At 25.5% G+C, this 14,473-nt stretch carries 10 protein-coding genes, 1 other RNA gene and 1 pseudogene; 3 read left to right on the top strand and 9 right to left on the bottom strand.

The features are described 5' to 3' along the window. The first annotated feature begins 168 nt into the window (after positions 1 to 168). Both AVBRAN12642_RS03715 and AVBRAN12642_RS03710 read left to right on the top strand, forming a co-directional pair. Complete coding sequence (locus AVBRAN12642_RS03715) at positions 169 to 756, top strand: hypothetical protein (protein WP_214116145.1); 588 nt, start codon at positions 169 to 171, stop codon at positions 754 to 756. A 108-nt stretch (positions 757 to 864) separates the two neighbouring features. After that, positions 865 to 1,890 carry a GGDEF domain-containing protein gene (locus tag AVBRAN12642_RS03710; protein WP_336607959.1) on the top strand — a complete coding sequence of 342 codons (1,026 nt, stop codon included), beginning with the start codon at positions 865 to 867 and terminating at the stop codon, positions 1,888 to 1,890. Between the two features lie 151 nt (positions 1,891 to 2,041). On the opposite strand, the gene AVBRAN12642_RS03705 is transcribed toward AVBRAN12642_RS03710, so the two are convergent. From AVBRAN12642_RS03705 to AVBRAN12642_RS03685, 5 genes are all read right to left on the bottom strand, one after another. Further along, a complete protein-coding gene (locus AVBRAN12642_RS03705) occupies positions 2,042 to 4,225 on the bottom strand; it encodes an autotransporter outer membrane beta-barrel domain-containing protein (RefSeq protein WP_336607958.1) in 2,184 nt (727 codons plus the stop codon). Positions 4,226 to 4,749: 524 nt separating this feature from the next. Beyond that, positions 4,750 to 5,382, bottom strand: coding sequence for a hypothetical protein (locus AVBRAN12642_RS03700; RefSeq protein WP_336607957.1), 633 nt, complete (start codon positions 5,380 to 5,382; stop codon positions 4,750 to 4,752). 50 nt (positions 5,383 to 5,432) lie between these two features. After that, entirely contained in the window at positions 5,433 to 7,010 is a 1,578-nt protein-coding gene (gene recJ, locus AVBRAN12642_RS03695; protein WP_214116155.1) for a single-stranded-DNA-specific exonuclease RecJ, read from the bottom strand. Beyond that, positions 6,998 to 8,599: a CTP synthase gene (locus tag AVBRAN12642_RS03690; protein ID WP_214116158.1), complete on the bottom strand. Its 1,602-nt coding sequence runs from the start codon at positions 8,597 to 8,599 to the stop codon at positions 6,998 to 7,000. Before AVBRAN12642_RS03690 ends, recJ begins: the two co-directional genes overlap by 13 nt. Before the next feature lie 47 nt (positions 8,600 to 8,646). Beyond that, positions 8,647 to 9,078 carry a hypothetical protein gene (locus AVBRAN12642_RS03685; protein WP_214116160.1) on the bottom strand — a complete coding sequence of 144 codons (432 nt, stop codon included), beginning with the start codon at positions 9,076 to 9,078 and terminating at the stop codon, positions 8,647 to 8,649. A gap of 43 nt (positions 9,079 to 9,121) precedes the next feature. Here AVBRAN12642_RS03685 and ffs point away from each other — a divergent pair. Beyond that, positions 9,122 to 9,219: signal recognition particle sRNA small type (ffs, locus tag AVBRAN12642_RS09880), an RNA gene on the top strand. Here the strand turns inward: ffs and AVBRAN12642_RS03680 are convergent. The 4 genes and pseudogenes from AVBRAN12642_RS03680 to gyrB form a co-directional block, all read right to left on the bottom strand. Beyond that, positions 9,220 to 10,410 (bottom strand): annotated as a pseudogene (locus tag AVBRAN12642_RS03680) (HD domain-containing protein); the annotation flags it as partial. Continuing rightward, positions 10,410 to 10,832, bottom strand: coding sequence for a preQ(1) synthase (gene queF, locus AVBRAN12642_RS03675; RefSeq protein ID WP_214119961.1), 423 nt, complete (start codon positions 10,830 to 10,832; stop codon positions 10,410 to 10,412). The pseudogene AVBRAN12642_RS03680 and the gene queF, both read right to left, overlap by 1 nt. Beyond that, entirely contained in the window at positions 10,829 to 12,157 is a 1,329-nt protein-coding gene (locus tag AVBRAN12642_RS03670) for an EAL domain-containing protein (protein WP_239803231.1), read from the bottom strand. The genes queF and AVBRAN12642_RS03670 overlap by 4 nt, the downstream gene beginning before the upstream one ends. Beyond that, positions 12,154 to 14,466 (bottom strand): DNA topoisomerase (ATP-hydrolyzing) subunit B, encoded by a 2,313-nt coding sequence (gyrB, locus tag AVBRAN12642_RS03665; protein ID WP_214116169.1) that lies wholly within the window; start codon positions 14,464 to 14,466, stop codon positions 12,154 to 12,156. The genes AVBRAN12642_RS03670 and gyrB overlap by 4 nt, the downstream gene beginning before the upstream one ends. Positions 14,467 to 14,473: the final 7 nt, after the last annotated feature.

Below are 14,473 nucleotides of genomic sequence, written 5' to 3'. Positions count from 1 at the left end.
AACTTTTTATCATTAGATTATTTTAATGTTTCACGTGGAACATTAAACTTATAATAAAATTAAAATTATTTACATACAAAATAAATTCATTAAACAAAAATTTTATTCTAAAACTTTGTTATAAATATAAATATAAAATATTTTATAAATTTTATTGAAGGAGAAAATATGAAAAAGATATTAATTTCTTTATTTTGTATAGGTGCATTAAATGCTAGTTCAATCAGTGAAATTGAAAAATTAAAACAAGAAAATGAAATTCTAAAACAAAGAATTGATGCTTTAGAAAATAAATTCTATGACCCGTTTGATGATTTTTTTAAAAGTTTTGATGCAATCAATAAACAACATATAAAAGCTTTAAATGAAATCAAAAAATCAATGGAAGATGATTTTAAAAACTACAAATCAAATTCTAATTACTCAAGTTATTTTCAAATCAACAATATCATATCTTATATGAAACAAACTTCACAAAATATAGATAATAAAACCAATTCAAAAATAGAAATAAAAACATATAACGAAAACACAAAAAAGGAATATTTATTAAAAGATATTATAAAAGATTTTGATACTTTTAAGGTGTATTTTAATTCAAAAAATCTTGATAAAAATATAGAATTAGATAAATTCTATATTAGCAGTAATGGTTTTGTATTCTTATCAAAGGATTTTAAAAATCAAATTATTATTAATTTTGAAGATATGAAAATTTATTTAAAAGATGAATTTTTAAAAGAACTTTCTTTATAAATTCACAAACCCTATTTTATAAATAGGGTTAAACTTTAAAATATATTAAAATATAAATTTAATTACCGATATATTAGTATAATCAGTAACTAAACATAAAGGTAAATTATGAAGCAATCACTTCTATTAGAATTAATCTATCCACTTCCTGCGGCAACACTTGGTTTTGAACTTTTAGTATTTTTAGGTTCAATATATTTTAAAAAACTAAATATCACTTTTATAACATTGTTATTTTTAGCTAGTAGGATATTATTTATTTTTATGGATTTTCAACAAGCCCACGCATATATTTCACTATTTTCACCGATTGTATTTGCAATATTATTAACGCTTAAAAAAGATTATCTTTCTACAAAGAGATTAATTCCTGCTTATTTAGTAGTATTGTTTTATATCTTAATTGGTATATTTATTAAAGATTACCAATTCATATCGTATTTACATAATTTAAACTTTATAAATCTTACTTATGCTTATTCAGATTTTTCTTTTTGCTTATTTTTAGTTTTAATGATTTATGTTGTAATTCTTAGAAAAATTAAAAATTTTGAATGTTTCTTGCAAGGTGCATATATTGCAGCCTATTTTCAATTTATATTCTACAATAGCCTTCAATTTTATAATTTAAGTTATTTTGAATTAGGCTCATTTATATTCTTAGCTGCTATTGGTTATCAAGGATATAAACTAGCGTTTTATGATTCACTAACTAATGTTTATAACAGAAGAGCTTATGATACTACTGAAGTAAAAAATAAAGATGTAATTGCTGTAGTTGATATAGATTTTTTTAAAAAGATTAATGATACTTACGGGCATGATGTAGGAGATATTATTTTAAGAAGTCTTGCAAGTATTTTGAAACAATATTCAAAAACTTATCGTTATGGTGGAGAAGAATTTGTTTTAATTTTTAAAGAATATGATTTTTATAAGTGTGTTAGCTTACTTGAAAACCTTAGAAACGAAGTGCAAAATCATACTTTTAAGGCTAAAAATCACGAAATAAAACTAACTATTAGTATAGGTGTTAGTTTGGTTACAAACTCTAAATTTGGAGCGTTTGAAACTGCTGATAATAGACTTTATAAAGCTAAACAAACAGGAAGAAATAAAACTATATTTGAATAACCAAAGTCATATTAAATTCTTTAATAAATTTATTATTTATACTAAGTTTGTGAGTATATTTATTTTTATAAAATTACTTAAAAGCTAATAATATTTGAAAACCTTATTTTAAATCCTATAAATTAGAATTTAAAATAAGAAAATTCAATGTTTAAAACTCAAATCTAATACTTGCATTAATATTATAATCAATATTTAAATTCCCACTAAAAGTCTTTTCAGCTTCTATATTTAATCCTAATTTTTTACTAATATTTTTATTAAGTCCTATACTTGCAAAACCTCTTTTATCTTTCTTCGCTCCACTAAAAGCAAAAGAACTAATCCCATCACTAACTAAAAAATCAGGATTATTAGTTAAATCAAATATTCCACCAATTCCAGCTCTTAATATTGTATTATTAATATCTACTCCAGTATAAACTGCTGCTTTTGATACCATTAAAACTTTTGAAGAAGATGTAATATTGACATTTGATACTTGAGATAAATTGCCAAATTGAATTACTTTTTCACCTTTAATATCAGTCTTTGGGATATAATTTGCAATCAATTCTAAACTAGGCTCTAAATAAAATTCATCACCAAATCTATAACCTAATTCAGCACTTGCTATTATACCTGTTCCTTTACTTGTAGAATTGCCTAAAAATGTATCGTTTTTAAACTCGCTTTTATAATGATTTGTTTTAAAAGTAGCATCTAAGAAAAATCCATTATTATAAACATTACTAACATACACTCCAAAACCATAATTATTAATTTTTGAATTAGTAGTATTATCAGTGGTTGTTTTACCGATATTTAGCATAATTCCTGCATAAGTATCAAAATCATTATTATTTATGATTTTGTCAGCACCTAATTGTATTTCATTGGCTTTTATAGAAGTATTTTTTATACTACCTTTATTTATATATCCACGAATCCAAATTCCTGCATTGTTATTAGTAAAACTTCTTAATTCTCCTAAACGCTTATTAAGATTATTATATTCAAACACTTGAGAAAAATAAAATTGCGAAGTCATTAATTTAGCTGATTCTAAAGCTTTTTCATTTTTACCTGTTACCATTAATTTGATAGCTTCTTTTTGTTCTTCTAATGCTATTTCAAATTTTTCTTCATCAGTCTTAGGCTCACTTGGTTTAATAGGATTTACAGGTTTTAAATCTATCCAAGGAATGTTTGGTTTGATTTCAGGTTTTGCTTCTTCGTTAGGATTAGGTTTAATATTTTCATTAGGATTTATAGGAGTTTCTGGTGTAACTTCTGGCTTAATATCAGGTTTTATTTCTGGCTCACTTGGTTTAGTATCTTCAATATTTGGCGGGGTTGTTGGTTTAATAGGATTTGCAGGTTTTAAATCTATCCAAGGAATGCTTTTATTATCAAAATTAGCTACTAAAATTCCAATATTATTTTGACTTTTATCTTTATTAGTTGTTTCATTTGATAATTGATTAGCTTCTACACTAGTTTTTATAGTATCTTTAATATCTGCATATTCATTAATTTTAGATGTATCAGTAATTAAATTATTAATAGCTGATATATCTAATTTCTTTGAATTAAATTCTAAATCATCAAAATTCATATTTTTATTATTTGTTAAAGCATATACTAAATATCTATCATTACCATTTATTATTTCCTTTTTACTCAAATAACTATTAGCTAAAGCAAATTCACTAATACCTGAATAAAATTTCAAATCTTTAATAAAGCTATTAATATTCGCATTACCATTTCCAACTTTTAAAATAGCTAAAGGTAAATTAGAATTTAAATTATTAACTTTATAAGTTCCATTACTATCTTTAGTTAAAGCTGTTAAGATACCAAAATTATTATCAATCCCACTTGTACTAATTTTTGAAATAATTGCTCCATCATAATTATTGTTACTTAAATAAAAAGTAGAATTACTAACATTTAAATTATTTACACTAAATGCACCTAATATTCTTGAATTATTAGCTGTAAGATTATTAATAATTTTTTTATTATTATTTAAATCATAAGTATTACCTATTAAAGTAGTCCCTACTAATTCAATATTAATATTATTTGAACTTTTAATACCCATATTTATTAAAGAATTTGTAGCTTTTAAATAACCATTATTAATAATTACATTTGCCTTATTATCATATTTTTCACCTAATTTAGCTCCATTTAAAACAAATGAATTACCTTCATAATTATTTATAGAATTTAACAAAGTTGAATTAGTTAAATTGATATCTTTAGCTTTAAAACCATTTTTAAATACTGATGAATCAAAATCAGTTAAATTATTATTTAAACCTTTTGCTTCTAAATAATTATTCAAATATGACTTAGTAGTATATATACCACCATACTCATTAGTAACTTTTCCACCTATTAAAGAATTATTTATTTTAATATCTGTAACACCTTTAGAATTTAATATATCAATTTCTTTACCATTTATAATATTACCTGTAATAAAAGAATTATTTATATCAAATTTCTTATTTCCTAAAGCTTTTATATTTGAAGATAAATTACCTATTAAATAAACTTTATCTATATTAATATTTTCACTATTTTCAATATTTGAAGCAGTAGTATATATCCAAGTTTTAAAAGGTGTATCATTTTTAGTATTTGGATCATTATAAGTATTTTTTAATAAATTTATATTATTTAAGGCTATAAAATCTTTATTAGTAATTCCTTTAATTGTTAAATTTTTTGAATTAATTGTCCCTATAATATGTGTTCCATTATTAATTGGTTTATTAGAAATATTAGCCCATTCCGTATCAAAAATAGTATCATCAATTATAACTTCATCATTTGATGAAATTGCACCTGCACTAGAATTGCTGATTATATTTGTTGAAGTAAGAGTAATTTTTGACTTATCATATCAAAAGTAACACTAGTAAGTGGAGCAGAAAAACTATCTCCTTGTTTATTAGCCTTAATAGTACTACTAATTAAATGCAATTCTCCTTTTTTAATATTAATAGCCGAAGCTGCTTTATATCCTCCATAACCACCTGGAGTTGCTTGACCATTTTCTAAATATGAATTATATAATTTTGCTTTTCCACCTTGTAATTCAATAGCATATTCGTTATCAATATCTTGAAAAGGACTAATAATTATTCCACCTTTTCCAATAAAAGTAGAACCATAATCTATAAAATTACCACTATTTAAAGTTATTTTGTCATAAAAATGTAAGTGATAATCTTTATTTAAGAAACTATTTGTTACAAATGTAGCATTATTAAAAGTAATTGGGGTATAAACAATTGCATTATTTTTTGCATTATTTTTCAATGTTATATTTAAATTATTATTAATTGTTAAAGCTCTAGACTTATTTAAAGCTTCACTAGTTCCTGTAATATCAGCATTAATATTACTAATATCTTCTCCTTTTGGTAAGTTTATAAAACCATCAGCAAAAGCTGGTAAAAATAATATATTTATTAAAATTATTGATTTTTTCATTTTAAACCTTTTTTTAAAACAATAAAATAAAATTGAGTTATTCTAAAATATTAAATATAAATATTAGAAATATTTAGCTGAATTGTAGGGCTAGGTTTGAAATAATTTTTTTGCAAACTATAATGAATATTGACGCATTCATTTTCAAATGGGATAAAATCACAATTAAAACAAATCGCTTCAAAAGTTAAATTATTTTGAGTAAAAGTGCATTTTAAGTGCTTTTCGTTTAATAAAACTAGATTTTTAATAATTACGCCTTTACTTATAAAAAATGGCTTTTCATTACCTTGCCCAAAAGGCTCAAAATCACTTAAAATATCTAATAATTCCATATCAATTTCGCTAAATTCTAACTCGCCTAAAGTATTAGTAGTATCACAAAAATCAATATCATTATAATTAAGTTCTAAATTATTTAGCCTTGTTTTAAATTCTTTTAAATGTTCAACCTTTAAAGCAAGTCCAGCAGCTCCTTTATGTCCGCCGTAATTAGTCAAAATATCGCTAACATTTGATAAAAGCTCTAAAATATCAAGCTCTGCTACGCTTCTAGCACTTCCTTTTGCTAAGTCATCTTCAATATTAAAAACAAAACTAGGTTTATTAAATTGTTTAGCTAAACGACCTGCAACTATGCCTAAAATACCCTTATGCCAATTCTTAGAATAAGCTATGATTACTTTATCATTTTCGTTTGCAAATTCTATACTTTCTAAAAAACTTTGCTTTTCTTGTTCTTTTCTATCTTGGTTTAATTTTTCTATTATTTCTAATAAATTCTTAGCTTCATTAAGACTTTTTGCTCTTAAAAATTTATAAGAAATACTAGCATCATCCATTCTTCCACTAGCATTTAATAATGGTGCTATTAAAAATGGAATACTCTCATAATCAAAGAATTTCTTTTTATATTTTTCTTTTAAAACTACAAAAGCAGGACGATTTAATTTATTTAACTCTTTTAAGCCATAGCGAACTAATATATGATTTAAATCATTTAAATTCATCATATCAGCAACAATTGCAATACACAATAAATCTAAAAAACTAGCCATATTGTATTCTATATCTAATTCTTTTTTAATAGCCCCACATAGCCACCAAGCTACTTGCGCCCCGCAAATCTCACAATTAATATGCTTAGAAAACTCACAATCATCTCTTTTTGGATTAATTACAGCATAAGCATTTGGTAAAGTATCTCCTGGGGTGTGATGATCGCTTATTATTAAATCTATACCTAATTCTTTACATTTATTTGCAGCTTCATAAGCTACTATTCCATTATCAACCGTGATTATTAAACTAGCGTCTAAATTACTCACTATATCTTCGCTAATTCCGTATCCATCGCTAAAACGATTTGGAATTTTAACAATTATTTCTACACCTAAATTAGCAAAAAATTCACTCATAATAGTAGAAGATACTATGCCATCTACATCATAATCTCCTACTACTGCTATTTTTTCTTTATTTTTTATTGCCTTAGCTATTCTAATTGCTGCTTTATTCATATCCTTAAAGGTATGAGGTTTTGGAATAGTGCTAAGGCTTTTATGAAAATCGTTTTTAAATCTATCTTCTAAAACCTGCTTAATTTTAGTTTTATTTAGTGCAAGCATTGTCTAATAAAGCCTAAGATGACAGGATTTGCTTTAGTTAGCCTTGAAGTAAATTCAGGATGATATTGAACGGCTACGAAGAAATCATTATTTGTATTTTCAATAGCTTCAATAAGTCCATTTGATTCTCCACTAATAATAAGTCCATTTTGCTCGTATAAATCACGATATTTTGAGTTAGCTTCATAGCGATGGCGATGTCTTTCATAAGCTACTTTAGAATTATATAACTTACTTAAAAGTGTGCCTTCTTTTATATTGCAAACATATTCGCCAAGTCTTAAAGTCCCACCTAATGGAGTTTTTATTGTTCTGATTTCTTTTGAACCTGATTGATTAATAAATTCATCAATTAAATAAACAATAGGATTTTTAGTATTCTCATCAAATTCAGTTGAGTTAGCATCATCAAGTTTTATAACATTTCTAGCAAATTCAATTAAACTAAGCTGCATTCCAAGACAAATTCCTAAAAATGGGATATTATTTTCACGAGCGTATTTAATAGCCTTTATTTTACCTTCAACACCACGCTGTCCAAATCCACCAGCTACAAGTATTCCATCATTTCCAGCTAAATCATTTTCATCTTTTAATTCTTCGCTATCTATCCAATTAATTTCTACTTTTGTATCAAGATTTGCACCTGCGTGAATTAGTGCTTCTGTTAAAGATTTATAACTTTCTTTTAAATCTATATATTTTCCTACGAAAGCAATTTTAACTTTTTTGCTTGGATTAATTATTTTTTCTGTTAATGCTTCATACTCTTTTAAATTAGGAGTTTTTAGCTTTAGATTTAAATGTTTTGCAATAGGTAAAAGTATATTTTGCTCTAAAAATTTAAGTGGAATTTGATATATGCTTTTTGCATCAATACTTTCTATTACACAATCAATTTCTACACCACAACTCTTTGCAATTTTTTCTTTTATTTCATCGCCTAGTGGGATTTCACTACGAGCTATTATCATATCAGGACTAATACCTATTCTTCTTAATTCTCCAACTGAATGTTGGGTTGGTTTAGTTTTTAATTCTCCTGCTACTTTTATAAAAGGAACAAGAGTTAAATGTGCGTAAAATACATTATTTTTTCCGTATTTAAGTCCTAAAGAACGAATTGCTTCAAGGAATGGTAAGCCTTCAATATCTCCAACCGTTCCACCGATTTCTACTACTAAAACATCTTGATTTAAAGCTGCTGCTTCCATTCTACTAGCAATTTCGCCTACAATGTGTGGAATTACTTGAATAGTTTTACCTAGATATTCTCCACGGCGTTCTTTTTCAATTACGCTTTGATATACTTTTCCTGTAGTAAAGTTATTAAGATGAGTTAAATCTTCATCTAAAAATCTTTCATAATGTCCTAAATCAAGGTCAGTTTCTGCACCATCTTTTGTAACAAAAACTTCTCCGTGTTCAAGTGGGCTCATAGTTCCTGGGTCAATATTTATATAAGGGTCAGCCTTTAAAATACTTACCTTTAATCCACTTTGTTTTAATAAACTTGCAATGCTAGCTGCTGCAATTCCTTTACCAAGTGAGCTTAAAACTCCACCTGTTACAAATATAAATTTAGCCATACTTTTTCCTATCAGTTTTTTTTATTGTATATAATTTTAATAACCAATCAAATAACTTCGTTTTTTAAAAATTCTAAAACCCTAATTTGTGCGAAATCTTCAATTTCTTCTTCGCCTTCTTTAATTGATTTTTTCAATACTAATCTATCAAGTTGAACGAAATTAATTTTTCGCTTTAGTTTTGGATTTTGTTTAGTTAATTTTTTAATTCCTTTAAGTATATTATCAACTCCCATTGTATCTTGTTTAATATATTTTATATATTGATAAATGGTCGCTAAAAATATTCTTCTTTTGATTTCTTTTTTATAGATTTCTTTTGAGAGTTGTTCTATTTTTCGCTTTAAATCTTGTCTTTCATCTTTAACAACTCCTGCAATACAAGAAATTAATTTAGCTCTTAAATCAAAAGAATTATTAACTCCTATAAAAGTAATTCTTAAATTCGCTAAAAAAATATAAATTAAATCTAATTTCATTTACCCTCTATTAAGTCATTTTATCTTAAAATGCGTTTTCTCAAGTCAAGCCTTGTGCAATGTTTGTAAAAAGCAGAGCTTCAGGATGGGAACATAGCAGAGCACTTTTTATGAGTGTGTGCCGCAAGTCTCTTGGCTTGGGTTTGTAAAAAACTCTTCAAATTCTTTTAACATTTCATAAAAATTTACTTCACCAATTTTAGGATTTTCTTTAAAATCATTTAAAATCTTTGAATAACCATTTTTTAAATCCTTAGATTTAACGCCGTAATAATTAGAAATGATTGCTTCTAAAAAAGCTCCAGTTTTATCACAAGCTTTAAGCATTTTTCCATCAATTGTATTAAAACAATCTTCATTATAATCGTTAGGATTTTGAATAATTTTTACATTTTCTTTATTTATTCTATTTTTAAATTCATCTTTTTTAATCTTACCATCTTCATTATAAATTCCTAAAAGATAAGCAAATTCAGCTCTTATATTATTAGGCACAAAAGGTAAAATCTTTTCATCAATTAATTTAAGCTCATAATCACTTATTATCTCACTAAGCCCATCAATTCCGTATTTAACAGGTGTAATAATATCTCTTGTAAGACTTTCTGGTAAATCGTGAAAAATCGCACAAAAGAAGTTGCTAATAAATCTAGTATCACAAGCTTTTATTTTAAGACAATAAAAATAGCTTAAAACAGCTACTACTAACATATGTCCTAAAACACTTGTTTCAGGAATTCTAGGAGTTTGAGCCCAACGCTTTTGAAATCTTAAACGACCACTTAAATCAATTACCTTAGCTAATTTTTGATTTAATGATATTTTTTGAACTGCTAAAATTTCTAAATAATCTTCTAATTCTTCATCTAATTTAGCTTTAATTTCTTCATAATTACTAACATTTGGATATATGAATGAAAATTCATATCTAGTTGATAAATACCCTGCTGCTTTTAAAATAAATTTTTCTTTTTCATGAGTTTTATCATTATAATAATTATTAAAAATTTTTAAAAAATCATCGTTTTTATTGATTAAACTAAATTGTTTTTGTATCCATTCATCTAATTCTTTTTGTTTTGTTTTTTTGATTTCATTTAATACATCAGGACGAATATCAGTAACTATTACACGAGAAATAAACTCAACAACAATAGCATCAAGTAAAAATCTCATATCAATGTCTTTTTCACTTTTTGCTAAAAAATAAGCAATAATAGCCTTATGAGCTTGTTTATCAAGTTCAACTAAATTACAAATTCTAGGAAAATCATTCCATCTTGAAATTGAAGCAGCCTTAAAAATATGTAAAACAAGCTCTGGGCTAATCATTATTTATCCTTTTTATCTTTTTTCTTTTCTTTTTTAATTTCCGTATCAGAGCAGCACTCAATCACCGTATGAACATTACCACGAGGATTAAAATCTCCAACTAATTTAATATATTTTGGTTTTAAACGCTTTTTAAGAGTATTATAAATCTTATTTATACTATCTTCGTGGCTTATGTTTTTGTTATAAAATGAATTAACATAAAGTTTAATTGCTTTAAGTTCAACTACCCATTTATTAGGTATATATTCTAAATATAATGTTGCAAAATCAGGATAACCACTTCTTGGGCAAAGACAAGCAAATTCAGGTAGAGTTATTTTAATAACATAATCATTTTTTTGCTTATTTTCCCAACGCTCTAATTTTTTACCTTTAATTTTTTTTATTTCTTTTTGTCCGTATTTTAATTTTTCTTTCATTTCATCTCCTTAAGATTTTTGTCCTTATAAAATAAAAAGCCTTGATAATAATCAAATTTAATATCTTTTGTTAAATCAAGTAGATTTTTATTATCAATAAATCTCATAATAGTTTTGATATTTAGGCTTTTACATAAATTAAATAAATTTTCATAAATTATAAAATATTTTTCATTTTTTACATTTTTATTAAACTCAATATCAAAAATACCAAATTCAAATTCTAATCGTTTTAAATATTCTAAAGAACTAGGCGAACCTATACGATTTAGGGCAAAATTGATATTAATTTCTCTATATTCTTTTATTATTTCTTCAAATCTTGGCATATCATAATAAACATCATTTTCAAAAAATTCAAAAATAATTTTCCCATTTGTATTAGGGTGCTTAATAAAATATTCTCCTAAATAAAATAAGAAATTTAAATTCCTTAAAAAATCAGGAGATATTTTAATAATAATCCTATTATCAAAATGATATTCTTTCGCTAAAAGTTCTAAAAGATTTTTATAATAATTAAATTCTAAATTATTTTTAATAATTATTTCTTCTAATTTTGCTTGAGATATTTTCTCTGGATAATCTGAATTAATCCTATAATTTAAATAATATATTTCTTCTTCGCCTTCTAGCCTTTGGATTTTTAAGAAAAAATCACTCTTATTTATAGAGCTTACAACACTATTAGTAATGATATTTTCAGTAGCTACATCTACATCATCTTTTAATCTATTTTGTGCTTCTAAATAAAGTTTATTAAAATTAATACTTGATTTTATAATAGAATAATAACACTTAAAATCAACTCCATCTATTCTTTCTCTTTTAATTTCTAAAAATATTTTTTTAATTTCGTGTTGCAAGGTTTTATGCTTTGAACTACTTAAAATCATAAAATCAGCAGTAGTAATCCTACCTATTATTAGATTTTCATCCCACGCATAGAATTTATCAATTAATTTTTTCAATAATCTATCACTTTTATTAAACCCTAGCATTAATTTAATTTCGTTTATATTAGAAATTGTAAAAAACACTATAAAATCATCATTATTTAGATATTTTGTAAATTCACTTTGTAATAAAGTCCCAGTTTTTTCATCAATTACATTATGCTTTACTGATTTATAAATTACAAAAACAAAATAATAAAAATACAAAAATATAAAACATAAAATTACTAATATATCTAATGGTTTAAAAACTATTTCGTTAAATTCTTGCAAATATACAAAAGCAAAAACTAATAGTAATAAAGGCATAATGAGCTTAATAGCTGCATCTTGCCTATTTTTTCTTTCAATTTTTTTACTAATTGTCATATATCTAAGTGTTTTACATCTTTAGCGTGTGCTTGAATATATTCACGGCGAGGCTCAACTTCATCTCCCATAAATAAATTAAACACTCCACTAGCCCTATCAAAATCATCAACACTAATTTGAATTAAACGGCGATTTTCAGGGTCCATTGTAGTTTCCCATAATTGTTCTGGGTTCATCTCACCAAGACCTTTATAACGCTGAATATAAGTTCCTTTTTTAGCATTTTTTTCAACTTCATCAAGAACTTCTAAGAAATCTTTATCATTAAAAATATTTCTTTCTTCAATTTTTTTATAAATATAAGAAGCTTCTTCAAAATATGGACTATAAAATAAATCATTATTTACAACTATTTCTTCTAAACCATTTTGAGTTTGAACATAGATTTTAATCTCATCTTCACTAAGATAATGATTTAATATATTAAATCCTTTTGCTTCTAAAAATTCTTTTGATACTTTAAAAATTTCTTGCATATTAAGAGCTAAAATATCAGGATTTTCAACATAATGTCTAATTAATTCAATCACATTAAAGCGTTTTTTAAGCTCATTTAAAATACTTCTATAAGCTGCTACAACCTTTAAGAAGTCTTTTAAATCATTTGTTCCAATTCCACTAAATTCTAAATTCTCAACTCCAGTTTCAATCAAATAATCATTTAAAGCTTTTTCATCTTTTAAATATATTTCTTTTCTTTGACCTTTTTTATAGCGATATAATGGTGGTTGAGCTAAATATACATGTCCATTTCTAATTAATTCTTGCATAAATCTAAAGAAAAATGTAAGAATTAGAGTTTGAATATGAGAACCATCAACATCAGCATCTGTCATAATGATAATTTTATGGTATCTTAATTTTTCTATATCAAAATCATCGCCTATTCCACAACCAAATGCCGTAATCATATTTTTAATTTCATCAGATTTTAAGATTTTATCAAGGTGTGATTTTTCAACATTTAAGATTTTTCCTTTTAAAGGTAAAATCGCTTGAAATTCCCTATTTCTTCCTTGTTTAGCAGAACCACCCGCACTATCGCCCTCTACTAAATATATTTCTCTAATTTCAGGGTCTTTTGAAGAACAATCAGCTAATTTTCCAGGTAAAGTCCCTACACTTATGCTTTCTTTTTTACGAGTTAATTCTCTTGCTTTTTTTGCTGCTTCACGACCTCTTGCAGCCATTAAAGCTTTATTCATAATAGCACGAGCATCATTTGGATTTTCTTCAAAGAATTTAGTTAAAGCATCGTTTGTAATTTTATTTACTATACCACGAACATAAGAACTACCTAATTTACCTTTAGTTTGTCCTTCAAATTGTGGTTCAGGAACTTTTACACTAACTATTGCAATAAGCCCTTCTTTAGTATCTTCGCCTGTTATTTTTATATCTTTTTCTCTAGCGGCTGCATTTGCTTCAATATAACTTGTAATTACTTTTGTAAGCCCCATTCTAAAGCCTGCTTCGTGAGTTCCACCATCTGCGGTTTTAATGTTATTTACGAATGAAAATAAAGTCTCACTATAAGTATCATTATACATTAGTGCAATATCTACAACTACATCTTCTGCTTCATCATTAAATGCAATTACATTTGTAACAGCTTCTTTTTTATTTAAATCAGTTACAAATTGAGAAATACCACCATCATAATGATAAGTTTCGCTTTTACCATTTCTTTGGTCTTTAAAATTAATAGTAATTTGTGGATTTAGATATGCTAATTCACGAAATCTCTTAGCTAAAGTATCATAATCAAATTCAACTACTTCAAATATCTCAGGGTCAGGGAAAAACTCTATGCTAGTTCCTGTGCGATTAGTTGTTTTAATTATTTCTAGCTCACTTGTTGGAATACCTTTAGAAAATTCTTGTCTATGAGTATTTCCATCTCTTTTAACTGTTGCAATTAATTTAGATGAAAGTGCATTTACAACCGATACACCAACGCCGTGCAAACCACCACTAACCTTATAAGTATCTTTATCAAATTTTCCACCAGCGTGAAGAACGGTTAAAACAACGGTTAGAGTTGAGATATTTTCAGTTGGGTGAATTCCAACAGGAATTCCACGACCATTATCAGTAACTATACAAGAACCTTCTTTGGTAATTTCAATATCAATAGTATTACAAAAGCCAGCCATAGCTTCATCAATAGAGTTATCAACTACTTCATAAACCATATGATGAAGACCATTAAAGTTAGTATCGCCAATATACATTCCAGGGCGTTTTCTAACTGCTTCTAGTCCTTTTAATACTTTAATTTTACTTTCTGCATAATTTTCTTGCATTATTTAT

This window comes from Campylobacter sp. RM12642 (assembly GCF_020137635.1).
Lineage (GTDB): Bacteria > Campylobacterota > Campylobacteria > Campylobacterales > Campylobacteraceae > Campylobacter_E.
The sequence above is the reverse complement of the archived record's forward strand: the minus strand, read 5'-3'. Positions and strand labels throughout refer to the sequence as shown.